The 23,448-nt window shown below is 68.7% G+C and carries 24 protein-coding genes and 1 tRNA gene; 10 read left to right on the plus strand and 15 right to left on the minus strand.

Annotation, left to right across the window (positions count from 1 at the left end):
* Nucleotides 1-43 precede the first annotated feature (43 nt).
* Nucleotides 44-1,087 (plus strand): C40 family peptidase, encoded by a 1,044-nt coding sequence (locus AC5DRG_RS24265; RefSeq protein ID WP_491812736.1) that lies wholly within the window; start codon nucleotides 44-46, stop codon nucleotides 1,085-1,087.
* Between the two features lie 68 nt (nucleotides 1,088-1,155).
* On the opposite strand, the gene AC5DRG_RS24270 is transcribed toward AC5DRG_RS24265, so the two are convergent.
* Both AC5DRG_RS24270 and AC5DRG_RS24275 read right to left on the minus strand, forming a co-directional pair.
* Nucleotides 1,156-1,404: a hypothetical protein gene (locus AC5DRG_RS24270; protein ID WP_491812737.1), complete on the minus strand. Its 249-nt coding sequence runs from the start codon at nucleotides 1,402-1,404 to the stop codon at nucleotides 1,156-1,158.
* Nucleotides 1,405-1,413: 9 nt separating this feature from the next.
* Nucleotides 1,414-2,889, minus strand: a complete 1,476-nt coding sequence (locus tag AC5DRG_RS24275; RefSeq protein ID WP_491812738.1) for a hypothetical protein — start codon at nucleotides 2,887-2,889, stop codon at nucleotides 1,414-1,416.
* Between the two features lie 153 nt (nucleotides 2,890-3,042).
* Between AC5DRG_RS24275 and AC5DRG_RS24280 the strand changes: the two genes are divergently transcribed.
* Complete coding sequence (locus AC5DRG_RS24280; protein WP_491812739.1) at nucleotides 3,043-3,468, plus strand: DUF4913 domain-containing protein; 426 nt, start codon at nucleotides 3,043-3,045, stop codon at nucleotides 3,466-3,468.
* Nucleotides 3,469-3,542: 74 nt separating this feature from the next.
* Here AC5DRG_RS24280 and AC5DRG_RS24285 read toward each other — a convergent pair whose 3' ends face one another.
* Both AC5DRG_RS24285 and AC5DRG_RS24290 read right to left on the minus strand, forming a co-directional pair.
* Complete coding sequence (locus tag AC5DRG_RS24285) at nucleotides 3,543-5,036, minus strand: aldo/keto reductase (RefSeq protein WP_491812740.1); 1,494 nt, start codon at nucleotides 5,034-5,036, stop codon at nucleotides 3,543-3,545.
* Nucleotides 5,037-5,120: 84 nt separating this feature from the next.
* Nucleotides 5,121-5,774: a DUF1326 domain-containing protein gene (locus tag AC5DRG_RS24290; RefSeq protein WP_491812741.1), complete on the minus strand. Its 654-nt coding sequence runs from the start codon at nucleotides 5,772-5,774 to the stop codon at nucleotides 5,121-5,123.
* A gap of 266 nt (nucleotides 5,775-6,040) precedes the next feature.
* Here AC5DRG_RS24290 and AC5DRG_RS24295 point away from each other — a divergent pair, with 266 nt between their 5' ends.
* The gene (locus tag AC5DRG_RS24295) at nucleotides 6,041-6,793 is read left to right on the plus strand and encodes a DUF2182 domain-containing protein (RefSeq protein WP_491813134.1); all 753 of its coding nucleotides are present in this window, start codon (nucleotides 6,041-6,043) and stop codon (nucleotides 6,791-6,793) included.
* A gap of 49 nt (nucleotides 6,794-6,842) precedes the next feature.
* Here the strand turns inward: AC5DRG_RS24295 and AC5DRG_RS24300 are convergent, their stop codons facing one another.
* On the minus strand, nucleotides 6,843-8,453 hold the full coding sequence (locus AC5DRG_RS24300) for an aldehyde dehydrogenase family protein (protein WP_491812742.1): 1,611 nt from the start codon (nucleotides 8,451-8,453) through the stop codon (nucleotides 6,843-6,845).
* A gap of 94 nt (nucleotides 8,454-8,547) precedes the next feature.
* On the opposite strand from AC5DRG_RS24300, the gene AC5DRG_RS24305 reads away from it, so the two are divergent.
* Both AC5DRG_RS24305 and AC5DRG_RS24310 read left to right on the plus strand, forming a co-directional pair.
* A complete protein-coding gene (locus AC5DRG_RS24305) occupies nucleotides 8,548-9,231 on the plus strand; it encodes a TetR/AcrR family transcriptional regulator (RefSeq protein ID WP_491812743.1) in 684 nt (227 codons plus the stop codon).
* A gap of 361 nt (nucleotides 9,232-9,592) precedes the next feature.
* A complete protein-coding gene (locus AC5DRG_RS24310) occupies nucleotides 9,593-9,943 on the plus strand; it encodes a hypothetical protein (RefSeq protein WP_491812744.1) in 351 nt (116 codons plus the stop codon).
* Between the two features lie 50 nt (nucleotides 9,944-9,993).
* Here AC5DRG_RS24310 and AC5DRG_RS24315 read toward each other — a convergent pair whose 3' ends face one another.
* From AC5DRG_RS24315 to AC5DRG_RS24325, 3 genes are all read right to left on the minus strand, one after another.
* Nucleotides 9,994-10,134, minus strand: a complete 141-nt coding sequence (locus tag AC5DRG_RS24315; protein WP_491812745.1) for a hypothetical protein — start codon at nucleotides 10,132-10,134, stop codon at nucleotides 9,994-9,996.
* Nucleotides 10,135-10,185: 51 nt separating this feature from the next.
* Nucleotides 10,186-10,389, minus strand: a complete 204-nt coding sequence (locus AC5DRG_RS24320) for a dihydrofolate reductase family protein (RefSeq protein ID WP_491812746.1) — start codon at nucleotides 10,387-10,389, stop codon at nucleotides 10,186-10,188.
* Nucleotides 10,390-10,583: 194 nt separating this feature from the next.
* Complete coding sequence (locus AC5DRG_RS24325; RefSeq protein WP_491812747.1) at nucleotides 10,584-11,186, minus strand: TetR/AcrR family transcriptional regulator; 603 nt, start codon at nucleotides 11,184-11,186, stop codon at nucleotides 10,584-10,586.
* 97 nt (nucleotides 11,187-11,283) lie between these two features.
* Between AC5DRG_RS24325 and AC5DRG_RS24330 the strand changes: the two genes are divergently transcribed.
* Both AC5DRG_RS24330 and AC5DRG_RS24335 read left to right on the plus strand, forming a co-directional pair.
* Nucleotides 11,284-12,342, plus strand: a complete 1,059-nt coding sequence (locus AC5DRG_RS24330) for a saccharopine dehydrogenase family protein (protein WP_491812748.1) — start codon at nucleotides 11,284-11,286, stop codon at nucleotides 12,340-12,342.
* 171 nt (nucleotides 12,343-12,513) lie between these two features.
* Nucleotides 12,514-12,954, plus strand: coding sequence for an organic hydroperoxide resistance protein (locus AC5DRG_RS24335; protein ID WP_491812749.1), 441 nt, complete (start codon nucleotides 12,514-12,516; stop codon nucleotides 12,952-12,954).
* Nucleotides 12,955-13,319: 365 nt separating this feature from the next.
* Here the strand turns inward: AC5DRG_RS24335 and AC5DRG_RS24340 are convergent.
* Nucleotides 13,320-13,394, minus strand: a tRNA-Thr gene (locus tag AC5DRG_RS24340).
* Nucleotides 13,395-13,608: 214 nt separating this feature from the next.
* Here AC5DRG_RS24340 and AC5DRG_RS24345 point away from each other — a divergent pair.
* From AC5DRG_RS24345 to AC5DRG_RS24355, 3 genes are all read left to right on the plus strand, one after another.
* Complete coding sequence (locus tag AC5DRG_RS24345; RefSeq protein WP_491812750.1) at nucleotides 13,609-14,745, plus strand: ABC transporter ATP-binding protein; 1,137 nt, start codon at nucleotides 13,609-13,611, stop codon at nucleotides 14,743-14,745.
* A gap of 198 nt (nucleotides 14,746-14,943) precedes the next feature.
* Complete coding sequence (locus tag AC5DRG_RS24350) at nucleotides 14,944-15,399, plus strand: hypothetical protein (protein ID WP_491812751.1); 456 nt, start codon at nucleotides 14,944-14,946, stop codon at nucleotides 15,397-15,399.
* 63 nt (nucleotides 15,400-15,462) lie between these two features.
* Nucleotides 15,463-16,194, plus strand: coding sequence for a nucleotidyltransferase family protein (locus tag AC5DRG_RS24355; RefSeq protein WP_491812752.1), 732 nt, complete (start codon nucleotides 15,463-15,465; stop codon nucleotides 16,192-16,194).
* A gap of 187 nt (nucleotides 16,195-16,381) precedes the next feature.
* Here AC5DRG_RS24355 and AC5DRG_RS24360 read toward each other — a convergent pair whose 3' ends face one another.
* The 6 genes from AC5DRG_RS24360 to AC5DRG_RS24385 form a co-directional block, all read right to left on the minus strand.
* Nucleotides 16,382-18,007 (minus strand): DoxX family protein, encoded by a 1,626-nt coding sequence (locus AC5DRG_RS24360; RefSeq protein ID WP_491812753.1) that lies wholly within the window; start codon nucleotides 18,005-18,007, stop codon nucleotides 16,382-16,384.
* A 318-nt stretch (nucleotides 18,008-18,325) separates the two neighbouring features.
* A complete protein-coding gene (gene rlmB / locus AC5DRG_RS24365; protein ID WP_491812754.1) occupies nucleotides 18,326-19,267 on the minus strand; it encodes a 23S rRNA (guanosine(2251)-2'-O)-methyltransferase RlmB in 942 nt (313 codons plus the stop codon).
* Between the two features lie 116 nt (nucleotides 19,268-19,383).
* Nucleotides 19,384-20,784: a cysteine--tRNA ligase gene (cysS, locus tag AC5DRG_RS24370; protein WP_491812755.1), complete on the minus strand. Its 1,401-nt coding sequence runs from the start codon at nucleotides 20,782-20,784 to the stop codon at nucleotides 19,384-19,386.
* A gap of 188 nt (nucleotides 20,785-20,972) precedes the next feature.
* Nucleotides 20,973-21,470: a 2-C-methyl-D-erythritol 2,4-cyclodiphosphate synthase gene (gene ispF / locus AC5DRG_RS24375; protein WP_491812756.1), complete on the minus strand. Its 498-nt coding sequence runs from the start codon at nucleotides 21,468-21,470 to the stop codon at nucleotides 20,973-20,975.
* Nucleotides 21,460-22,212 (minus strand): 2-C-methyl-D-erythritol 4-phosphate cytidylyltransferase, encoded by a 753-nt coding sequence (ispD, locus tag AC5DRG_RS24380; RefSeq protein WP_491812757.1) that lies wholly within the window; start codon nucleotides 22,210-22,212, stop codon nucleotides 21,460-21,462. The genes ispF and ispD overlap by 11 nt, the downstream gene beginning before the upstream one ends.
* 244 nt (nucleotides 22,213-22,456) lie before the next feature.
* Nucleotides 22,457-22,939, minus strand: a complete 483-nt coding sequence (locus AC5DRG_RS24385) for a CarD family transcriptional regulator (protein ID WP_003953493.1) — start codon at nucleotides 22,937-22,939, stop codon at nucleotides 22,457-22,459.
* Nucleotides 22,940-23,448: the final 509 nt, after the last annotated feature.

Genomic DNA, 23,448 nt, shown 5'->3' on the forward strand with positions numbered 1-23,448 from the left:
CAGAACGAGACCCCGATACGGACGAACAGGAGCTGCGGCCGAGATGAGACGGACCACACGGAAACGCGGTCTGCGGACGGCGGCGGCCATCACCCTCGCCTGCGCGCTGACGGCCACGGCCCAGGCGGCCCACGCGGACCCCGACCCCGCCCCCAAGACCCTCACCGAGGTGCGCGAGGAGTTGGACAGCCTCTACCACGACGCCGAGGCCGCCACCGACAAGTACAACGCCGCCGACGAGCGGGCGACCGAGCAGGAGAAGACGGTCGGCACCCTCAACAACCGCGTCGAGCAGACCGAGGCCAAGGTGAGGCGGCTGCGCTCCCGGGTCGGCGCGGCGGCAGCGGCCCAGTACCGCGGGGGCGGGCTGCCCGCCGAGGCCCAGTTCGTCCTGGCCGGCGACCCGGAAGGCGCCCTGGACGCGGCCTCCCTGGCCCGCCAGGCCCAACAGGGCACCCAGGGCCTGCTGACCGCGCTGACGGCGACCCAGAAGGAGCTGCGCACCCGAGCCAAGGAGGCCTCCGCGGAACTGGACCGCCTCCGGAAGAGCCGCCAGGCGATGGACACGGCACGCGAGAAGATCGAGCAGCGCATCGCCGCCGCACGCAAGCTGGAGAAGGAACTAGCCGCCAAGGAACTCAAGCGCCTGGCCGAGCTGGAGAAGAAGGCCGCGGCTGACGCCCAGGCCGAGTGGGTCGGCTCCGGCATCCTCAAGGAGGTCGGCACCAAGGCGAGCGCCCAGGGCCGCGAGGCGATCAAGTACGCCACCGAACAGCTCGGCAAGCCCTACGTATGGGGCGCCGAGGGCCCCGACTCCTACGACTGCTCGGGGCTGACCTCCGAGGCATGGGCGGCGGCGGGCGTACCGATCCCCCGTACCTCCGAAACCCAGTGGCAGGGCCTCCAGCACATCGAGATCGCGCAGATGCGCCCCGGCGACCTCATCATCTACTTCGACGACGCCAGCCACGTCGCCATCTACATCGGCGGCGGCAAGATGATCCACGCCCCACGCCCCGGCCGCACGGTCACGGTCGCACCGGCGGCGTCGATGGAGATCCTGGGGGTGGTGCGGCCGGACGCGTGAGAGGGCCTGGGGTGGAAAGGGGGGAGGGGCGGACCTGTCCGGTCCGCCCCTCCCCCCTTTCCCGTGCCTCAGGAACCGCCGGGGCTCCTCAGCCGCGCCGCACACGCGAACGACAGTTGGAACCCCGGCGGCAGGGGCAGCAGCGCGAGCGGGGGTACGCCGGGGGCGGACGGCACGGCCCGCACCGGGCGTGACGGCTCAGGCCGGTCCGCCTCCGACACCGACACCGACACCGACACCGACGTGAGGCGACGCTTCAGCAGCCCCAGCTCGAACAGCGTGCGCGGCCTCCTGCTCTCCTCGACCATCAAGGCCATGTCACCCGCCTACTTTCCGGGTGCGGTATTGGACCGCTGTACCGCGGGCGGCCTCGGCACCTGCTGACCGGCGTTGTGGGCCTGATCGGAGGTCCCGGGCTCGGGCGCGTTCCCCGGGAGGCGCAGCCCCGCCACGTCCGAGGCGAGTTGCTGCGTGGTCGGCTGCGTTTGCGTCGGACTCGGCGTACGGCGCGGTGAGTTGTCGGCCGACGTCGAGTAGTGGACCTCGTAGGGAATCTTGGCCGGCTTGTCCAGTCCCTGCATGCCGAGCGCGGCCGCCTCCCGGACGCCGAGGTTGCTGGCCTGGACGACCGTGACCTTCTTCCCGTCGAGGTGGGTCAGATCGCGGGGATCCTGGACGCCTTCCGTCCGCCAGGAGTTCCCGAACTCCTTTCCGAGGCTCAGCTGCGGCAGCGCGCGTACACCGCCCTCCAGCTGGAACGCCTGCATGCCGATGTCGCGCCAGACCTGCGGGGCCACCTGCCTCTGTGGCATGGCCGGCGTCTTGTCGCCCGCCATGGCCGGCGGCGGCTGGGGAGTGCCGGGCGGCGTGTGAGGGTTGCCGTAGACGTGGTGCACGCCGTCGGCGAGGGCGCTGACGGCCATGCGCCCGATGATGTCCGAGCGGGACGGGTCCTGCGGGTTGAACTTGGCGCCCAGCCGGTTGCCCGGCGCGAGATTGATGGACACCGGCTTGAAACTCTTGTCGTCGCTCCGCTCGTCGAAGACGACGTTGCCGTTCTTCTCCTCTTCCCGGGCCAGGGTGGCGTAGTAGCCGAGGTACTGGTTGGCGGCCGTCTTGAACGTCTCCTGTCCACGGGTGTCCTTGCGCGCGTACGAAGCGAAGACGTCGAGGTGCGGCATCATCTGGTAGTCGATGCCCGCCTCGTCGTGATGCTCAGCCATGGCCTCGTATCCCGAGTGCAGAACGTGCCGGTAGTTGGCGTCCTGGCCGTGTGACAGGTCTACGACCTTCAGCTCCGCGGTGGAGAAGTCGACCGGCGCGATCACCGCGTCCGAGAAGTTCGGATTCCGCTTCACCTCTTCCCATTCCGCGTCCCTCATGTGGTGGTGCGACAGGTCCACCGCCAGGCTCGGGTCGTTGGCCTGCACGAGATACACGGCGAGGTCCTTGCCCGCGATGTAGCCCTGATTGCCCATCTCGGTGTGGAGGATGTCCCGGATCGTGTCCTTGTTGTACTTGGGCTCCACCGCTCGGGCCAGCTCATCGACATGGTCCATGACGTGCCGCGTCTCGAAGCCGTTCGGCTCCGCCTCGGCCCGGTACTGCCTCATGAACTCGGCCGCCTGCAGCCTCCCGGTCTCCCCCGGCCGCTGCCGGGGCAGCGCCCACAGGATCTTCTCCGAGTTCGGAAACCTCTCTCCGAGTTCGCGCAGCCCTCTCTTCGCCTGGTCGTTCATCTCCTGGCCGAACCAGAAGACATGAAGCTTCTCCGGCTCCTTGACCGGATCACGCTGGGGCATCCTCGGTCCCTCCCTCACTCGTCGACGACACGCATCGGGAGACACAACGGGCCGCATTCGTACGGCGGTTCAGCGCACGCCCACGCTGAACCGCAGCCGGTCCACGCCCCGTTGTGCCGACGACGACCGGACCCGAGGATGCGGAGCACGCACATGACCATGGCACCGGAGCGCACGAAGCACGCGGAGCAAGCGGACGCCGGGGAGGAGAAGAAGCCGGAACCCGCGTTCATCGTCTACCTGGAAGGCGCCGAACACGACGAGGCCCTGCACCGCCTCACCCTCTGGGTCCGCTACCTCCTGCTGCCCGTATACGGCAGGGAGGTGACGTCCATGGCCCCTTGGTGCCCGAGCTGGTGGAAACACCCGGAGGCGGTAGCCCAGCTGTACGGCCTGTGGATGGCCTGGCAGGAACTCACAAGCCCCGCGGCCGGCCTGACCGGCCCCGCGATGTGGCACCGCGACCACCTGGCCCACGTCATGGCGTCCCTACGCGACCCGAACGGCCCGTTCGCCGGCTGCAAGCCCGGCAGCCACCGCGACAAGGCGGAACCCGGGATGGACCCATACCCGGGCTGAGCCCCACGCCCCCGCACACCAGTCGGCCCGGACCCATCCCCCACGGGACGGATCCGGGCCGCATCTGCGCTACGTCAGCGCGCGGGCGACGGGGACCGGGAAGTGGCGGGCCGCCCCGGCGGGAGACCGTCGCCGCCCACAGGCGAACCCGGTCCCACCGGGGACGGGGACCCGCCGCCCAGGGAAGCCGCCTGAGCCGGGGACATGGACGACGAGGACTGCGCCTGCCCGGGGTCCCCCGCGATGTTGACCAGCCCCGGCCGGTAGGTGTTCCAGTCGGCGACAGAATGCAGCAGCGGGACCTCCAGTTCGGTGGACCACTTGTGGTTGCAGTTCTGCGTCCCCAGATGCGCGGCCATCACATCGGCCAGCGGCATGTCCCGGTAGGCGGGCTTCAGCCCCACCCGGTCCGGCACCGTGACGCCTTCGAGGTCGTCGCGGGTGAAGCCCCGCGTCTCCATGAGGAACCGGCTCACGGTCTCCCGGTTCACCTGGCCCCGACCGAACTCGACGACCTCTGCCCGCGCGGCGTCGGCGCCGCCCGCGGCGAAGAAGGGCTTCAGCTTCTCCTCCAGCCCGTCCGGAAGGGCGACGTCACTGTTCGTCCGGCACAACTCCTGGGACTTGGCCCACTCGTTGATCGCCTCGTGCTGCGCCGACGGCCAGTCCTGCTCCGCGAAGTCGATGTCGAAGTCGGCGAGGTTGTCCTTCATCCTGTCCCGGTCGCCGGAACTGAGGACCATGTGGCTGGTGGCGTACGTGCGGGAGCCGACCTGCTGGCCGAGCGCGATCACCCCCTCCTTGGACGTCATGTCCGGACTGCCCGTCCGCCCCTCCGGGTCGTGGTAGCGCTGAATCCTCTTGAGCGTGCTGACGACGTTGTAGTAGTAGAGATCCGTCTTGTCGGTCAGCCCGGCGAGCGCGTCCCGAACCCCGGCTTCGCCGAGGATGCTCTGAGCGGAGTTCTCCACCACCCCAAGAAGCGGGGACGAGGTTCCGGACGACTTCGTGGCACCGACGCCCCGGGGCTCCGCACCCGGTGAATGCTCCCGGGACGGGTGCTGCGACCCCTGCTGGGACCCCTTGGGCGAGTTGCGGGGAGTGACGTCGACCAGATCGATCGGCTTCGGCCCCGAGCTGCTCTCCTGCAGCCGCTTCAGCAGGCCGGCATGCTCGGCGGACACGTTCCCGACACCCACCTTGACGAGCGTGCCCTCCCTCTTCAGATCATGCAGCGCACCCCACGCCTGGAGGACAGCCTCCTCCGACTGCTCCCCGAGGTTGTGGATGACGCCGGCCTGCAGCGTCCCGTCAAACTTGTCGGCGACACCCCTCAACCGCGCCTTCAGCTGATCAGGGCTTTCCCCCGCATCCACGTCGAACTTGTAGAGAACCTGGAACTCGTTCCGGGACGCCGGACTGCTCTCGATCGCCCGGGCCAGAGCATCCGTCGTGTCGCCATACGCCTGAGCGGCATCGAACCTGCGATACCCGAACCCGACCGCAGCCCGCACATCGTCCGCGCTCCGCCCGTCCAGCCCGAACACGGGCAAGGGTTTGTACGTCATCTACCTCCGCCTTCCTCATCGGCTACGAGCACCGACACAACGGAGGAGGAGACGGACGCGGTTCATGAGGAGAGCACGATCGCTTTATGTCGGACCTGCCCAGTCGAAGGTGATGTGCTTGCTGGACTGACCCTCCCTGCTCCAGTGGAAGCCGAAGGCGTCGGCGCGGTCAGTTGTCGCGCGGCCCCAGGTCGCGACCTGCCCCGGACCGGTCTCCGCGCCCGGCAGATTGGTGGACTGCACACGCGCGCCGTCGGGTGTCGTCGGTCCCGTGAGGGCAATCGCGCTCGCCTCGACCCGTCCCGGAATGGTGGCCTTCCAGCCGCCGAGGTCCTCGTCGACCTGCACCTCGATGGGAGCGAAGTCCATGCCGCGCATCTCGGCTCCGAACATGCTGATCATTTCGGCGGGCCAACTGCCCGCCTGGCCACCGAAGATCATCTGCAGTGCCTCGCGCTGCGCGTCGTCGGCCCTCTCGTCGAGGAAGACGGCCCCGTACGCATCGGAGTGCTCGGCCCACACGTTGCCGACGAACGAGCCCAGCATCAGCACGTTGAGGCCGTCCAGCGGCACATCGCCGTAGCGCCCCTCGCGTACGTGCCAGGCCAGGACTCCCTCGCAGTCACCGTAGGTGGGCGGCTGTGCGAACGAGCACGGGCACGGCACATTGCACTTGCAGGTGTCGAACCAGTCCCCGGACACATGCCACCTCGGAACAGACTTCGCGGTCTCCGTCATGTCCTCGCCTCCTCGCGACCCACACCGGGTGAATCGGGTGGTCGGCAATCTCGCGGGGAACACGCCGCCGTGGGACACCGCATCCGCTCGGTGACACGGGCCATCACCTCCATCCTCCTCCCGTTGACGTAGGAGAGCCAAGACGTCCGGGAGGGAGCGGATGCCTCGCAGGCGGCCGCCTTCTGTGGTGACCTGGAAGCGTGTTCCGTGACCGGGCATCCCTCTCCGCGCCCCTGCGGCCGGGCAATCTCCTCCCCGCCCGGGAGATGACCGTCGCCTGGCCCCTGATGCTGCTGCTCGCCCTGCTCGCGTGGCTCCTGGTGGTCGGGCAGGCCGACGACACGGAGATGGGGCCAGGGACGATGGGCCTCGGTCTGCCGCTGTTCCTGCTGCTGTGGGTGATCATGATGGCCGCCATGATGTTCCCGTCCGTGTCGCCGGTGGCCATCACCTGGGTCCGGGCCATCTGCCGTCAGTCGTCCGGTACGGTCCGGGCAGCGCGGACCGCACAGTTCGTAGGCGGATACCTGATCGCCTGGACGGCATTCGGACTCGTGGTGTACGGGATCCTCACGGTGACCGGCAACCTGGTCGACAGCCACCCCGACGCCGGGCGCTGGATCGGCGCCGGCGCCTTTCTGCTCGCCGGACTTCATCAGCTCAGTCCGCTGAAGAACATGTGCCTGCGCCACTGCCGAAGCCCCATCGGCCAACTCGTGCGCTACGCCGGCTACCGGTCGCACGCCCGCGATCTGCGTGTCGGGGCCCACCACGGGCTCTACTGCGTGGGCTGCTGCTGGGGGCTCATGATCGTCCTCGTACCGCTCGGCACCATGAACATCGCGGCGATGGCCGGACTCGCGGTCGTCATCTTCGTAGAGAAGCTGTGGCGGCTGGGACCGGTGTTCAGTACGGCGGTCGGTGTCGTGTTCCTGGTCATGGCCGCGCTGGCCCCGTTCCAGAGCTGGCTGCTGCCAGGACTGGAGCATTCGGGGCCGTCGATGCAGCCGATGACCTAGACGACTGAAAGTGCGATGCGGCCGAGATCGCGCAGCAGCCCTTGCCCTGTCAGGAGCCGGCTCGGCGGAAACGCCCGCGCGTCGCGGCGAAGGCGAGGGCGAACAGGCGCGGCCAGGTGGGGCGGATGGCGTACCGGGCGTAACGTGTCGACAGGTCGAGCCAGCCGCGCCTGCTCGTCATGATCAGGTGGCCCGGCGAGGTGAAGCCGCTGACCACGATCGACTTCTCGGCGTTCTCGTATCCCAGCAGGTTGCCGAAGTTGCCGCGACCGGAGACGAACTCGCGGCCCTCCTCGTTCCCACCCCAGATGAGGTAGGGGTTCGTCCACGCCACCGGTGGCATCGTGTTGACGCCGATGGCGCCGTAGCTCAGTTCTGTGACGGCGCGATCGACGGTGGCCGCGTGGGCCTTCCTGGTGTCCTCGTCGATGAGGATCGTCGCGGCCAGGGTGCCGAGGAGCTTGTCGTTGGCGAACTGGGCCGCGGCGGGAAGGAACGTCCCGGCGTCGGACGCGACGTCGAGCGCGACCTCGCTCATGACCTGGCAGAACGCCTCGTTCTCCAGGGCGAAGCCCTCGGTGCCGACGTCCTCGATCACCATGACCTGCGAAGCGGGGCGGCCGTCGGCGGGCTGGACGATCCGCCCGCCCGGATAGGCGTCGCGGAAGGCCGTGAAGATCTTGTCGACCCCGGGGTAGCTGGTGCTGGAGCCAGGGGTGAGGTCCCGCAGGGCGACGGTGATCGCGTCCAGGAGCTGCCGCCGCTGCGGCCAGTGCCGGCTCGTCACCAGGGTCTGCGTACGGCCGCAGATCGAGCCGCCGCTGATCGTGACGATGGTGGCGATCTGGAGCGCCTGGTGGCGGATCTCCCGCTCGGTCCACGGGCGGTCTCCGGGAACGACGATGCACGGGTTGTTGCCGCCGCACTCGGACACCAGCTCGGTGTCGGTGGCCTCCATGATCGCCTTGGCTGAGCCGGTCCCGCCGGTGAAGTAGATCTTCGAGAGGCGGGGGTCACGGGTCAGGGCGGGCCCTTCGTCGGCAGGGCAGAAGGCGACCGCGTGTACGTCGACGAGCGGTTGCAGAACCTTCTCCCACACCCGGTCGGCGTCCTCGTTGAGGTGGTGGGGCTTGTGGACGACCACGCAGCTGTCGACGAAGAGGGCCCGGATCATCTCGAAGGACGAGGCGACGTTCCCCGCCCCGAGCACGGCGACGATGCCGCCGGGCTTCTCGTAGGGCCCCACGCTGCGCGGCTCGCCGACGACGCGCAGTACGTCGGTCCGGTCGCCGTTGAGCAGGCGGTCCTTCCCGCGCGGGGAGACCCGGACGTCGAAGCGGCCGTCCCCGGCAGGGGTGATGGCGAGCGGCTGGAGTGGGCGGCCGCGGACCAGGCCCTCGTACAGGTCTATGGCGGCCGCGACGTTCACGGACATCGGCACCAGGACGCGCTGCATGCTCGTGCCCACCTGGTGGGCGTCGGCCGGGTCCGCGGTGTCGATGCCCTTGGCGTGGCAGTCGGCCGCCACCAGCTCGTCGAAGTGCCGGTCGATGTTGGCCTGGACCAGGCGAAGCAGCCTCAGCCGCTCTGTTGGCGGCGTGGCCCGCCACCGCTCCGGGTCGACCCGGTCGACAGCCTCCTTGGCCTCTGTGGCCTCCATGGCGCGCCCCTTCCGATAGTGGACCGTCGGTACATTGAACATAATGTACCGCCGGTACACAGTCAATGGACCGGCGGTCGACTATTCTCGGGGGATGGCGACATTCCAGCGCGCACGGAGCGACGAGCAGCGCGCGGTGCGACGGCGGAGCATCCTTGAAACCGCGGCCGGCATGCTGGACGAGATGCCGGTGGCAGCGCTGAGCCTCAACGAGCTCAGCCGCCGAGTCGGGCTCGCGAAGTCCGCCATGCTGCGCTACTTCGAGTCACGCGAGGCGGTGCTGCTCGACCTGCTCTCCGAGGAGGCCGCCCGCTACCGGGCCGAGGTCGCCGAGACACTCCCCGCATGGGCCGACCCGTCCACACCGGCTCCGGCAAGGGCGCGCCAGGTCGCGGCACGGCTGGCCACCACGTTCGCCGCCCGCCCCATGCTGTGCGAACTACTGAGTGCGCAACACGCGATCCTTGAGCACAACGTGTCGGTCGACATCGCGACCAGATACAAGAGGTCCTCACGCGACGGCATCCGCTGGCTCGCCGAGCAACTCCGCGGCCTGCTCCCCGAACTCGACGACGAGCAGGCGCTCCGCGCCGCACACATGGTCATCATCCTCGTCGGCGCCCTATGGACCCGCAGCCGCCCCGCCCCCGCCCAACTCGCCGCCTTCCAGGCCGATTCAACCCTGGCCTTCATGCACCCGGACTTCACCGAGGCCTTCGAGACCGCGATCGCCACGTTCCTCAGGGGTCTCATCACAGAGGCCACAGACGCGACCTGACGGACATCCCGCCCCTGCTGCGCCGGCACGCCGACCACTTGCGCGCATCCGCGGACGCCGATCATTGGAGCCCCCTGAGAGACTCCGACAGCATGGATGACGCCGCCCCGCTCCTTCTTCCTCGCCCTGGAGGTGTGGTGGCGCATGGCGTCGGTGATCCTTTCGAAGAACCACACCGTGACTACCCACGCCGGGACCAAGCAGGCCGACGAGGTCACCGAGCTGATCCCGCCCCACGCGTGGGTGCGCCTGTCGGCCGGGGAAGGGTCCAAAAGGGCACCGCTGGTACTCCTGGGCGATCATCGACATCCTGCCCGAGCCCGACGGTCCCGACCTCGGGTCCGGCCACCACACCCTGCTCGTGCGCCGCAACGACACCACCCGCGAGCCGGCCTGGCACCGGTCGACAACCATGGCCATGCTCGCCCATGCCTTCCTCACCGTGCTGGCCACCGCGACGAACGCCGCCGGACCCACCACCGACGAGGCCGGGCTCATCGCGGTCACGCCGACCGAAGCACGCCGCCTGCTCACCACGCTCCTGGCCCGCACCACCGCGACCACCGAACAGATCCTCGCCTGGTCCCGCTGGCGACAACGCCACCAGCACCGAGCCCGCACCGCCCACCACCAGACGGCGGCGAACCCTCTGGCGAGGCACTTCGTCACGGCATCGGCACCTCGAACCGCCGACGCCGTGACGGAATGCTGACCTGGCGGATTCACCGTCGACGACACGGACCCATCTGGCGCGGGGCGACTTCAGTCGCCGCGCCCGGCACCGCGAACGGGTGCGCTCATGTCCCCCGTCCCAGGCGTGCCATCGGCGAGCCCGTAGCGCAGGTACACGGTGCCCTTCGGACCGGCTACCGGCGGTTCGAGGAGTGTGACGTTCGTGGGCACCGCGCCACCGTCAAACACCTTCTTCCCGACGCCGAGCACGACCGGGTGCACTCAGAGGTCGAGACGGTCGAAGAGCTTCTCACGCAGAAGGGTCTGCACCAGGTTCAGGCTCCCGACGACCTTCACGTGCTCGTGCCGGTCACGGATCTCGCGCACCGCGCCGGCCAGATCCGGGCCGAGCTTCGTGGACCCGGCCCACGAGAGGTCGGGTCCCCCGCGGGAGGCCACGTACTTCGGGACGCTGTTGAAGAGCATGGCCGGGACGCCGCACCGCCACTCCCGGCGAGATGGTCGAGGTCCTTGAGCTGGGTATGCGCGGTAACGGGCCGCCTGTAGACATTCGGGGCAGCCTCGGCGTGCGGGCAGCCGACGTTGTCGAGGGAAGACCCCTCCGGAGTCGAGGGAAGGCCCCTCCGGATTGGTGAAGGTACCAAGCCGACGACCGGCACCTATCTCTGAGCGGTCCTGGAGCGGTCGAGTCGCTCGCGGATCGCGCGGCGCGCGCGGTCGTAGGCGTCTGGCTGGTTGAGGAGTCTGCGGGCGTAGTTGGCCTGCAGCACCGTGCCGTGCAACTCGAAGATGAGTTGCTCGACGTCGATGTCGGGGTCGAGTTCGCCGAGGCGGCAGGCGAGCCGGATCTGCTTGCGCAGGGTCTCGTATCCGGTCGCCGCCACATCGGCGATCGCGTCGCGGACCGGCCCTGTGCGGCCGTCGAACTCGGCCGCGACCGCGAGGAAGAAACAGCCGCCTTCGAAGGTGTCGAGGTAATCGATCCACGCGTCGAGCAGGGCGCGCAGGCGGGGCAGCCCATCGTCGGCGCGCTCGGCCTCGCGCAGCACTCGTTGCGCGAAGACCTCCGTCGCGGCGGCGACGATCTCCAGTTGCAGGTCCTGCTTGGTGCCGAACAGGCCCTGCACCCCGCTTTTGCTCATGCCCAGAGCGGTCGCCAGCCCGCCCAGCGAAATTCCCTCCAGGCCCTCGACCGACGCCAGGTTCATGGCGCGCTCCAGGACAGCGCGGCGACGCTCATCTCCAGGGCGATAGGTAGGCATGCGCCCACCATAACTTGAATACGAACGACCGCATTGACACGTACGATCGTACGTATTAGGTTCGCAGCAACCAACCACCACCAGCCGGGAGTTTTGCGTGAAAATCGCCGTCTACGGAGCAACTGGCTACACCGGAAAGCTCGTGATCGCCGAGCTGCGGCGCAGGGGCATTGACATGGTGCTGTCCGGTCGCAGCGCCACCCGGCTGCGAGACGCCGCCGCCGAGGCCGGCGCCACCGACGCCGAGATACGGCTTGCTGACACCAACAACGAGTCCGCGCTCGTCGAGGCATTGCACGACTGCGACGCGGTCATCAACTGCGCCGGACCCTTCATTTCGGCGGGCGAACCGGTCGTACGCGCGGCCATCACCGCCGGCTGCCACTACGTCGACACATCAGCCGAACAACTCTTCCTGCAGCGCATCTTCGACACATGCGCCGAGGACGCCAAGCGCGCCAGGGTGAGCGTCATCCCGGCCATGGGCTACGACATCCTCCCCGGCGACATGATCGCGCACCTCACCGGTGAGCGCATCGGACCGGTCGAAGAGCTCACCATCGCCTACCGCGTGGGCGAGTTCGACATGACGCGCGGCACCATCCGCTCGGCGGTCGAGATGATCAAAAGCGGCGACCTCGTCTACGAGGACGGCGACTGGGCTGCGGGCGGCATCCCGGCCAAGCGCACATCGTTCGCCTACCCCGGCGACTTCGAGGAGTCGGCAACACTGAGGTGGCCCGGCGCCGAGATCATCAGCGTTCCCCGCCACGTACGCGCACGCCGCGTCGAGGTCATCATCGACGCGGCCGCGTTCACACCGGAAATGTCCGCTCTCCTGCAGTCCCCGGCAGACGAACTCGACACGTTCGTCAACGGCCTGCCAGAGGGACCATCGAAGGACCGGCGTCCCGCCGCGACCTTCACCATCGTCGCCGAGGCCCTAGGCGAAGACGGGCGGCAGGCAAGGGGCGTGATACAGGGTGCCGACATCTACGGGATCACCGCCGTGATCGCCGTCGAGGGGGTGCGCCGGCTCATCGACGACGGCGCCACCGGCGGAGTGCTCACACCCGCCCAGGCCTACGACTGCGCCGACTTCCTCGACTTCCTCGCCCCACACGGGATCACGTGGAACGTCGCGAACACGAGCTGAGCGTTCAGGCCCTCTCTCCCATCGCACGCGAGACGCGGCTTTGAAGAGGCGACCCCCCATCGATCGTCATTCTCGAAGCGATCGTCATCCTCGAAGCTGCTGGGAGCCGTGCGTTCACCATCAGGTTTTTGAAGTGCAACGTTCTCGTCAAGAAAATGACAGGAGTATGACGTGGCGAAAGTGCTGTACACAGCCGAGGCGCGCGTGACCGGTGGCCGCGCGCACGGACACGGGCGCACAGCGGACGGCGAGCTCGACGTGGACATCCGGCTACCCAAGGAACTCGGCGGCGAAGGCGGCGCGACCAACCCCGAGCAGCTCTTCGCGATCGGCTACGCCGCCTGTTTCGAAGCGGCGTTGACCCTGGTGGGGTCACGCAAGAACCTTGATGCGCAGGACACCGCGATCGACGCGAAGGTCATGCTCATTCCGATCGAGAACGGGCGGTTCAAGCTCGGCGTCGAACTCGACATCACCCTGCCATCGATCGACGAAGCCGAACAGGCCGCAAACCTGGTGCGCGAAGCACACCGGATCTGTCCCTACTCCAACGCCACCCGCGGCAACATCGACGTCGCGCTGGTCGTGAACGGCGTACCGCTGGAGGATTGACGCCGCTTCGTGGCACCTGTGGACGCCTCTTCCGCCACCCGCGCCCCCTGGCCGCAGCAGGCGGAAGAGGGTACGCAGCCTGCGGGCGGCCCGACGATCCCCGGACACCGAAGCGGTGCCGTCACGTACCGCGTCGACGCTGAATGATCAGCGGGGCGGGCGGCTGGTGAAACGCCGAACCCGCTGCGGTGCAACACAGAGACGCAGAACCTCCATGAAGGTGGCCCTTCCGAGATCATCTTCATGGAGGTTCTGCGTCCGCATGAGTGTCACCTACACCGCCACGCTGACGGTGGACACAAGCGCTGCCGGGAGGCGTCACCGAGGATCACCGCCCTTGCGGCGCCGGTTATCCATGCTGTTTGAGCCCCCTGTCGGATTCGAACCGACGACCTACGCATTACAAGTGCGTTGCTCTGGCCGGACTGAGCTAAGGAGGCATGGACACGCGCGCGTGGCGGGTGGCCTCGTGCAGTGTACCCAGGTCCCCGTGGCGCCCTGTCGAAAATTTCCGCGAAGTTCACAGTCGTCCAGGTACTGACAGACCAGGCAAACGCGAGGTAGCGTCCTGAGCCAGTCCACCCGTTTGGACTACACCACCTTCCTACAACGGATCGTCCGGCACGTTCCTGCCGGTAGAAGGGGGCCCTCACCATGGCCACTGTTACGTTCGACAAGGCGACCCGGATCTACCCGGGCACCGAGAAGCCCGCCGTCGATGGTCTGGAGATCGAGGTCGGGGACGGCGAGTTCCTCGTCCTCGTCGGTCCGTCCGGCTGCGGCAAGTCCACCTCGCTCCGCATGCTCGCGGGGCTTGAGGACGTGAACGCCGGCGCCATCCGCATCGGTGACCGCGACGTCACGCACCTGCCGCCCAAGGACCGGGACATCGCGATGGTGTTCCAGAACTACGCGCTGTACCCGCACATGACCGTCGCCGACAACATGGGCTTCGCGCTCAAGATCGCCGGCGTCAACAAGGCCGAGATCCGCCAGAAGGTGGAGGACGCGGCGAAGATCCTGGACCTCACGGACTACCTCGCCCGCAAGCCGAAGGCGCTCTCCGGCGGTCAGCGCCAGCGTGTCGCCATGGGCCGTGCCATCGTGCGTGAGCCCCAGGTCTTCCTCATGGACGAGCCGCTGTCGAACCTCGACGCCAAGCTCCGCGTCTCCACCCGTACGCAGATCGCGTCGCTCCAGCGCCGCCTCGGCATCACCACCGTCTACGTCACCCACGACCAGGTCGAGGCCATGACGATGGGCGACCGGGTGGCCGTACTCAAGGACGGTCTGCTCCAGCAGGTGGACAGCCCCCGCAACATGTACGACCGCCCCGCGAACCTCTTCGTGGCCGGCTTCATCGGCTCCCCGGCCATGAACCTGGTCGAGGTCCCGATCACCGACGGCGGCGTGAAGTTCGGCAACAGCGTCGTCCCCGTCAACCGCGAGGCCCTCAAGGCCGCCTCCGACAAGGGTGACACCACGGTCACCGTCGGTGTCCGCCCCGAGCACTTCGACATCGTCGAGCACAACGGCGGCGCCGCGAGCTCCCTCACCAAGGACACCGAGGACGCCCCGGCCGGTCTCGCCGTCTCCGTGAACGTCGTCGAGGAGCTCGGCGCCGACGGCTACGTCTACGGCAGCGCCAAGGTCGGCGACGACCTGAAGGACCTGGTCGTACGTGTCAGCGGCCGCTCGGTTCCGGAGAAGGGCTCCACGCTCCACGTCGTGCCGCGTCCGGGCGAGATCCACGTGTTCTCGACCTCCACGGGCGAGCGCCTCACCGACTGACGAGAGTCGCGAAGAACCACCACGGGAAGGGCCCCGCAGGCTACTGAGGGGCCCTTCCTCGTTGTCGACAAATACCCCGGCAGACCGGTCATTTCGAGCAGTGTGCGTCAACGCCTTACCCAATTCGAGGCACCAATCCATCCCCCATACCGGTGACTAAATGTCGCCAAATCATTACCGGACGCTACCCTCACTCGCGTGAAGCACTCCACTAACCAACAGACGCGCCGCGGCCGGGGCCCCGCCCGCCGGATCGGTCGCTCCCTCGCCCTCGTCCTGCCGGTCGTCCTGGTGCTCTCCGGGACCCTCGCGGTCACCCAAGTCAACTGGTCGGGGAACCCCTCGGACTCGGTGCTCACGGCGACCGACGTCTCCGTGGCCGAGATCCCCGCCCGTGCAGCCTCCCGCACGCCCCAGGACGTGCTGCGCGACCAGCTCCTGACCGAGCTCCAGGAGAAGGACCCAGGCATCGCGCTCACCCACCTCCAGCAGGTCGTGAACGGCCGCCCGTCCCTCGCCAAGCACTGCGTGGACATCGCCCGCGCCCTCGGCCGCGCCGCGGTCCGGGTCTACGGCCCCTCACGCGCCCAGTCGTTCGCCCGCCCCGTCTGCGACACGGCCTTCGCGTCGGGAGTGGCGGCCGCGCACAGCTGATCGTCTGATTACGGAACGGTTGCGGCCCAAAGCGGCACGCGGGACGCGTCGTACAGTTCGGTCATGACCGATCCGAACGCCGCGTCCCGCCCCGTTCAAGCTGTCGTCCTGGCCGGGGGCCAGGGCTCCCGGCTGCGCCCCTACACCGACGACCGGCCCAAGCCGATGGTCGAGATCCCCGGCACGGGGACGCCGATCATCGGCCACCAGCTCGCCTGGCTCGCCGATGAAGGCGTCACGGACGTGGTGGTCAGCTGCGGCCATCTCGCCGAGGTCCTGCAGAAGTGGCTGGAGTCGGCCGACCTGCCGCTGAACGTCACGACGGTCGTCGAGACGGAGCCCCTGGGCCGCGGTGGCGGCCTCAAGTACGCCGCCGCCCACCTCCCCCACCCGGACCGGCCCTGGTACGCCACCAACGGCGACATCTGGACCCGTTTCTCGCTGCGCGAGATGGCGGACTTCCACACCGAGCGCGACGCGATAGCGACGCTCGCCCTGGCCCGGCCGCGCATCCCGTGGGGCGCCGTCAAGACGGACGGCTTCGGCCACATCACGGACTTCATCGAGTCCCCGCAGACGACGTACGAGATCAATGCGGGGGTCTACGTCTTCTCCCCCGAGTTCGCCGAGATGCTCCCGGAGCGGGGGGACCACGAACGCACCACGTTCCCTCACCTGGCCCGTGAGCGGCGTCTGGCGGGGTTCCCGCTGCCTCAGGGGGCGTACTGGCGGGCTATCGACACGGCGAAGGATCTGACCGAGGCCGCGAAGGAATTGGCGGCACTGGGGCGTTAGGGCCGTCCGTTCAAGTGCCGGTTGACTGTGGCTGGTCGCGCAGTTCCCCGCGTCCCTAAAAGCACTGCAGGCGCCGTAACGCCGAAAGGGTCCCGCACATCACCTGTGCGGGACCCCTCGTCTGTCTTCTTCCTACGGGCGTTTGCTCAGCCGGCGGGCTTGCCCAGGATGCTGTCCACCGGCTCGGCTACCCCAACAGGCCGCCCACAAGTCCCGGCTCGCCGGAGGAGGATCCTCCGCTGCCGCCGCTCGGGGTGCCGCTGCCGCCGCCGCTCGTGCCGCCACCGCTCGTGCCGCCGCCGGAGGTCGGGCCCGAGCTGGTGCTCGGGGCCTGGCCGGCCGGGGAGGACTGTTGCGGCGGGGCCTGGCCCGCGGTGCCCTGGGTCTGACTGGGGGCGGCGTCACGGGTGGCGCCGGGGGTGGTCGCCGCGCCGGACGGAGTGGCCGAAGTCGCGCCCTGGGTGGGTGAGTTGGATGCCGCGGGGCTCTTGCTCTGGCGCTTGCCGGGGGTCTCCGGGAGCGGGGAGCCGGGCAGTTCGTTGCGCGGGGCCTCGCCGGGTCCGGGCACGATCACGCGGTCGGAGTCGCGGACGGCACCGCCGAGCAACGAGCCGATGAGCAGGGTGAGTCCGACGACGATCGCCGTGACGAGGGCGCCGCGGCGCAGGACGTAGCGGCGCAGTTCCCAGATGTCGGTGCGTGGGCCGAGGGTGCGCCAGGCGCTGCCCGCGAGCCGTCCGTCGATGGAGTAGACGGGGGCGCCGGCGATGATCAGCGGGGACCAGGCGGCGAGGTAGATGATGTCGGGGGCGTCGTAGACGGGGACGCTCTTCCAGCTGACGGTGACCAGGAGCGCGGCGGAGAGCAGCGCACCGACGACCGCGGCGACCCGCTGCCACAGCCCCAGGATCGTGAGGACGCCCACGATGACCTGGAGGAAGGCGATGACGAGGCCGGCGCCGACGGGGTGCTGGAGCGCGAACTGCCGTAGTGGCTCGGCGACTTCCCAGGGGTGCAGGGTGTTGAGCCACTTCGTCATGGAGCCGCGTTTGCCGCCGTCGAAGTAGACGGGGTCACAGAGCTTGCCCATGCCCGCGTAGATGGAGATGAAGCCGAGGAAGATGCGCAGCGGGAGCAGGACGACGCCGAGGTTCATGCGGCGGCCCGGGTAATAGGCGTGCCGTACGGGGTCGCTGCCGTGCCGTCGGGAGGGGGAGGATCCGCTGTCCGTCGCGTCGTCGTAGTCGTCCGCGAACTCCTCGTCCGCGTAGGCGGGTTCGTCGTACGTGCTGCCGACGGACCGCATGTGCGGGAGCAGTCGGTCGCCGGAGTCGTGGGTGCGCTGGGCGCCGACGATGGGGGTTTCGAGGGTCTGCGCGGCGAGGTCGTCGTTGTAACCGCCGTCGTAACCGCCGTCGCCGATACGCTGGATGACCTGCGTCGCTCCGGCGTCGGCGGCCTGCTCCTCGCCGTGCCGGACGCTGCCGCCCCGCACGGCCTGGAGGAGGCGGTGGGCGCCGGTGTCGTCGGGCGCGGACTTCCCGCTCCAGACGACCGGCGCGCGGCGCCGGGCACCGCCGGTGCCGACGGCGGGCATGCGGGCGGTGTCCTCGGCGGCGCTCAAGTTCCGTGCGACCCGCGGCGATTGGGCTCGCCGGGTCGAGGTGCCCAACTGCACGCGGAAGCTCGCATGATTGACGATGATCTGCGCCGGATCGCTCGGCACCTTCACCATGCTCAGCGCGGGAGCGTCGTCGAATCCCGACGAGTTGTCCCCCGTGGGTGTGCGGGGTGTTCTGGTGTCCACACTCATCTAACCGAGTGACGTGTGATTAGGACACTGCTTTGACTCGCCGGATGTGTCCGGACCGCGTCAAGATCATCCCGAACGCCGGGATTACCCCGTACGGACGACGATGCGCACGCGCGTTCAGCGCGCTTACGAGCCGCCTCGTACAACACAACTCCCGCGGCCACACCGGCATTCAGCGACTCCGCACCACCCGGCATCGGAATCCGCACCCGGAAGTCGCAGGCCCCTCCCCCACGCGCCTCTCACACCGCTGCGCGGGCTTCGAGCCGCTGCGCCGGACGCCGCCCGTCGGGCTCCGCCTGCTTCTGCCCACCGACCTCAAGCTCGACGCCTGGCCGCCTCATACAACACAACTCCCGCGGCCACACCGGCATTCAGCGACTCGGCGCCACCCGGCATCGGAATCCGCACCCGGAAGTCGCAGGTCTCCCCGACGAGTCGGGACAATCCCTTGCCCTCGCTCCCGACGACGATGACGACGGGGCCGCTCAGAGCCTCCAGCTCGCCGACCTCGGCCTCTCCGTCGGCGGCGAGGCCGACGACGGTGATGCCGGCCTTCTTGTAGGCCTCCAGGGCGCGGGTGAGGTTGGTGCAGCGGGCGACCGGCGTGCGGGCGGCGGTGCCGGCGGACGTCTTCCAGGCACCCGCGGTCATGCCGGCGGCGCGCCGCTCGGGCACCACCACCCCGTGCCCGCCGAAGGCGGAGACGGACCGGACGACGGCGCCGAGGTTGCGGGGGTCGGTCACGCCGTCGAGGGCGACGATCAGCGGGTCCTCGCCGTGGTCGTAAGCGGCGGCGGCGAGGTCCTCGGGGTGGGCGTACTCGTAGGGCGGAACCTGGAGGACGAGCCCCTGATGGTTGAGCCCGTTGGTCATACGGTCCAGCTCGGGGCGCGGCGCCTCCATGAGGTGGATGCCGCCGCGCTCAGCGGCGAGCTGCAGAGCCTCCCGCACCCGCTCGTCGTTGTCGATGAACTGCTGGACGTAGAGCGTGACCGCGGGCACGCCCTCGCGCAGCGCCTCGACGACGGGGTTGCGCCCGACGACCATCTCGGACGTGCCCTTGCCACCGCGCCCACGCGCCACGGGGCGGCGCGCGGCCTGCTTCGCCTTGGCGTTCGCGATGCGGTTCGCCTTGTGCTTCTTGCGCATCTCGGCGGGCGGAGTCGGGCCCCTGCCCTCCAGACCCTTGCGCCGCTGGCCGCCACTGCCGACCTGCGCGCCCTTCTTGCCGGACATGCGGCGGTTGTTGGCTGCCATGACCTACCTGTCTGTGTGATGCGGTGCTACGAACGAGGACGTACGTCTATGAAGTGTGCCGCCCGGAGAGCCGGACGGCACAATCGATCAAGGAAAATCGCTCAAGGAACGGTGATCTAGCGCGGGCCGAGCGTCCAGCGCGGCCCCTGGGGGCCGTCCTCGATGACGAGACCGGACTGGTTGAGCTGATCGCGGATGGCGTCGGCGGTGCCCCAGTCCTTACGGCCCCGGGCGGACTCGCGCTGGTCGAGGACCAGTCGTACGAGACTGTCGACGACGCCGTGCAGGTCCTCGCCCCGGTCGGTCTCACCGGCCCAGTGCGGGTCGAGGGGGTCCAGGCCGAGGACGCCGAGCATGGCACGCACCTCGGCGAGGCGGGCCACGGCGGCTTCCTTGTCGTCGGCGGCGAGGGCGGAGTTCCCCTGCCGGACGGTGGTGTGTACGACGGCGAGCGCCTGCGGCACACCGAGGTCGTCGTCCATGGCCTCGGCGAAGGCGGGCGGCACCTCGGCAGTCGGCTCGACAACGCCCCCGGCCTTCTCCACCACCCGCTGCACGAAGCCCTCGATCCGCGCGAACGCCGACTCGGCCTCGCGCAAGGACTCCTCGCTGTACTCGATCATCGAGCGGTAGTGCGGGGTACCGAGGTAGTAGCGCAGGACGATGGGCCGCCACTGCTTGACCATCTCGGAGACGAGAACGCTGTTGCCGAGCGACTTCGACATCTTCTCGCCGCTCATGGTGACCCAGGCGTTGTGCACCCAGTACTGCGCGAAGTCGTCGCCGTATGCCTTGGCCTGGGCGATCTCGTTCTCGTGGTGCGGGAAGATCAGATCAAGCCCGCCGCCATGAATATCGAAGGCGGGCCCCAGGTACTTGTGGGCCATGGCGGAGCACTCAAGATGCCACCCGGGACGCCCACGCCCCCACGGCGTCTCCCAGTCGGGCTCGCCCGGCTTGGTCGCCTTCCACATCGCGAAGTCACGGGGGTCGCGCTTGCCGGTGATGCCTTCCTCGGCGGGCTGACGCAGGTCGTCGATGTCCTGGTTGGACAGCGACAGATAGCCCGGGTAGGAACGCACGTCGAAGTAGACGCTGCCGTCGGCCTCGTAGGCGTGGCCGCGCTCGATGAGCCCACGCATCATCTCGATCATCTCGGGGACATGCCCGGTGGCCCGCGGCTCGTACGTCGGCGGGAGGCAACCGAGGGCCTGGTAGCCGTCGTTGAACGCCCGCTCGTTCTCGTACCCGATGGACCACCAGGGCCGGCCCTGGTCATGCGACTTGGCGATGATCTTGTCGTCGATGTCCGTGACGTTGCGAATGAACGTGACATCGAAGCCGCGGTACTCGAACCAACGGCGCATGATGTCGAAGTTCAGCCCCGACCGGATGTGCCCGATGTGCGGTGCGGCCTGCACGGTGGCACCACACAGGTAGATCGAGACACAACCCGGCATGAGCGGGGCGAAGTCACGAATCTGCCGGGCGCTGGTGTCGTACAGGCGAATGGTCACCACTACAGGGTAGTGGGCGAGGCGGAGTGCCCAGTCCCGCTCGCCATACTTCAGCCCGTCGGGCGTTGGCTTTCAACGCCGGCCCAGGTAACTCCAGCCCGTCCGGCGTTTGAGGACGAGGCCCTTCGGGCCGAAGGGGGGTCTGGGGGCACAGCCCCCAGGGACGGGAAGGGGCGGCGAGGGCGAAATCACCCCGTACGAACGACAAGCGCCGTGGCCACAGCCATCAGCCCTTCCCCCCGCCCAGGAAACCCCAGCCCATCCGTCGTAGCCCCCGAAACAGACACCGGAGCCCCAACCGCCTCCGAAAGCACCTTCTGCGCCTCGTCCCGCCGCTTCCCGATCTTCGGCCGCGGCCCGACAACCTGCACGGCGACATTCCCGATCACGAACCCCGCCTCCCGCACAATCCGCGCGGCCTCCGTCAACAGCGCGACCCCAGACGCCCCCGACCACTCCGGCCGCCCGGTACCGAAGTGCTGCCCGAGATCCCCAAGCCCGGCGGCAGAGAACAACGCGTTGCACGCGGCATGCGCGACGACGTCCGCGTCGGAGTGCCCGGCAAGCCCAGCCCCCTCGCCCTCCCACTTCAGCCCGGCACACCACAGCTCACGCCCTTCCTCGAAGGCGTGAATGTCGGTACCGATCCCCACCTGGGGCAGCACCAGCGGCAGCTCAGAAGCCATCGTTGAGCCTCCTACGCGCCAGAACCGCCTCCGCCAGCACAAGATCCAGCGGCCGGGTCACCTTGAAGGCCTCTTCGTGGCCAGGCACGACCACAACCGTCTCCCCCAACTGCTCGACCATGCTCGCATCATCCGTGACGTTCTCCGTCACGCTCTCGTGCGCCCGCACCAGCATCGCCCGCTCAAACCCCTGCGGCGTCTGCACAGCCCGCAGCACCGCCCGCTCCGGCGTGGCGACAACCGGCTCCGGCTCCCCCACCACCGCGGCCGGCCGCACCTCCTTGACGGTGTCCGCAAGCGGCAGCGCGGGCACCACGGCGGGAGCCCCCTCCCGTACCGCCTCGATCACGGCATCGACGGTGTCCACGGGCACGAGCGGCCGCGCGGCGTCATGCACGAGCACGATGTCGTAGTCAGGAGGGAGAGCGTCCAGCCCCAGCTTCACCGACTCCTGACGCGACTCCCCGCCCGGGACGACGAGGAAGTCCGTCCGCTCGGGCAGCGCGTGCGCGTCGAGCAGCGACTTGACCTCGGACGCCCCGTCGGGCGGAGCGACGACGATCACCAGCGAGACGGCACGGGACGCGGCCATGGCGCGCACGGCGTGGATGAGCATCGGCGTGCCGTTGAGCGTGCGCAGCGCTTTGGGGGCGCCCGGACCGAGGCGTACGCCCCGGCCGGCGGCCGGAATCACCGCGGCAGTACGTGCCTGCACGGGCGAAGGGCGCGAATCGTCAGACATCGGTTCCTGTCAGGTTTGTGTGCTCGGGCTACGTGGGTATGGCCACAGCGTGATGCCGGGCGCGACGCCTTGACCGGACCCTTCCGTGACACTGGTCAAGCCTGCTGCCCCGGCTCACCAAAGTAGGGGCACAGCAGGGTTAGGGCACATCCGGGTACGAACATGCCGCAGCGCCCGGCGACATTGGATACGTCATCGGGCACCGCGGCATTTCAGTGTGCTGAGAGCGGGTTGGTTGCCTGCCTCAGGACGCGAGAACCTCGTCGAGCAGGGCCTCGGCCTTGTCCTCGTTCGTGTTCTCCGCGAGGGCGAGCTCGCTCACCAGGATCTGGCGAGCCTTGGCGAGCATGCGCTTCTCACCTGCGGAGAGTCCGCGCTCGCGCTCACGACGCCACAGGTCACGCACGACTTCCGCGACCTTGATGACATCGCCGGATGCGAGCTTCTCCAGATTTGCCTTGTATCGACGCGACCAGTTCGTGGGCTCCTCGGCGTACGGAGCGCGCAGCACCTCGAAGACCCGGTCCAGCCCGTCCTGACCGACCACATCACGCACGCCGACGAACTCCGCATTGTCCGCTGGCACACGTACCGTCAGGTCACCCTGGGCGACCTTCAGCACCAAGTAGGTCTTGTCCACGCCTTTGATCTGGCGAGTTTCGATAGCCTCGATCAGCGCGGCCCCGTGATGGGGATAGACCACGGTGTCGCCAACCTTGAACGTCATGTGACAGGTACCCCTTCCGTGGCTATCCAGGGTAACACGGAAACGGCCGCTTCTGAATGGCGTTTTCGCAGGTCAGGGCATATCTCGGGGCTTGACAACTGCAACAGGAACGTGCTGCGAGAGGCGAGCGGAAGAGGGTATTCGCAGGTCGGAGCGGCTCTTCGGGGGAGGTGAAACCCGCACGTTACACACATCCGGAGGCCCCTCCAAGTGGACTAACGTCCACATATGTCTGGTTCAAGCTCTCGACTTCCACTACGCCGTTCGGTGGCGGGAGTCGGGTACGAGACGAATCCGGAATTGATCACGGGTGCCGGTGATCAATTCGCCGGAGCGGCCACGCATTCCTTCACGGAAAATTTGCCGACCCTTGTCGGGCAGTTGTCAGCGGGACTTATGTGAATGGCAGACGAGTACGCGTCCAAAGTGACTGGAGAGTCACTTGTGCGGGCCGGGGCTACCGCCTGCAGAGCGAAGCCGAGGCCCTGGGGGGAGGGTCGGGTGCGGCG

Source organism: Streptomyces sp. JLBG701 (assembly GCF_058544905.1).

Coding starts and splice junctions, on each gene's coding strand:
- AC5DRG_RS24360 (WP_491812753.1), bottom strand. CDS start 18,007: ATGAGTGTGGACACCAGAACACCCCGCACACCCACGGGGGACAACTCG.
- rlmB (WP_491812754.1), bottom strand. CDS start 19,267: ATGGCAGCCAACAACCGCCGCATGTCCGGCAAGAAGGGCGCGCAGGTC.
- AC5DRG_RS24320 (WP_491812746.1), bottom strand. CDS start 10,389: ATGCTCTTCAACAGCGTCCCGAAGTACGTGGCCTCCCGCGGGGGACCC.
- AC5DRG_RS24325 (WP_491812747.1), bottom strand. CDS start 11,186: ATGCCTACCTATCGCCCTGGAGATGAGCGTCGCCGCGCTGTCCTGGAG.
- AC5DRG_RS24295 (WP_491813134.1), top strand. CDS start 6,041: ATGACCGTCGCCTGGCCCCTGATGCTGCTGCTCGCCCTGCTCGCGTGG.
- AC5DRG_RS24300 (WP_491812742.1), bottom strand. CDS start 8,453: ATGGAGGCCACAGAGGCCAAGGAGGCTGTCGACCGGGTCGACCCGGAG.
- AC5DRG_RS24265 (WP_491812736.1), top strand. CDS start 44: ATGAGACGGACCACACGGAAACGCGGTCTGCGGACGGCGGCGGCCATC.
- AC5DRG_RS24385 (WP_003953493.1), bottom strand. CDS start 22,939: ATGACGTTCAAGGTTGGCGACACCGTGGTCTATCCCCATCACGGGGCC.
- AC5DRG_RS24280 (WP_491812739.1), top strand. CDS start 3,043: ATGACCATGGCACCGGAGCGCACGAAGCACGCGGAGCAAGCGGACGCC.
- AC5DRG_RS24275 (WP_491812738.1), bottom strand. CDS start 2,889: ATGCCCCAGCGTGATCCGGTCAAGGAGCCGGAGAAGCTTCATGTCTTC.
- AC5DRG_RS24355 (WP_491812752.1), top strand. CDS start 15,463: ATGACCGATCCGAACGCCGCGTCCCGCCCCGTTCAAGCTGTCGTCCTG.
- AC5DRG_RS24305 (WP_491812743.1), top strand. CDS start 8,548: ATGGCGACATTCCAGCGCGCACGGAGCGACGAGCAGCGCGCGGTGCGA.
- ispD (WP_491812757.1), bottom strand. CDS start 22,212: ATGTCTGACGATTCGCGCCCTTCGCCCGTGCAGGCACGTACTGCCGCG.
- AC5DRG_RS24285 (WP_491812740.1), bottom strand. CDS start 5,036: ATGACGTACAAACCCTTGCCCGTGTTCGGGCTGGACGGGCGGAGCGCG.
- AC5DRG_RS24345 (WP_491812750.1), top strand. CDS start 13,609: ATGGCCACTGTTACGTTCGACAAGGCGACCCGGATCTACCCGGGCACC.
- AC5DRG_RS24290 (WP_491812741.1), bottom strand. CDS start 5,774: ATGACGGAGACCGCGAAGTCTGTTCCGAGGTGGCATGTGTCCGGGGAC.
- AC5DRG_RS24270 (WP_491812737.1), bottom strand. CDS start 1,404: ATGGCCTTGATGGTCGAGGAGAGCAGGAGGCCGCGCACGCTGTTCGAG.
- ispF (WP_491812756.1), bottom strand. CDS start 21,470: ATGGCTTCTGAGCTGCCGCTGGTGCTGCCCCAGGTGGGGATCGGTACC.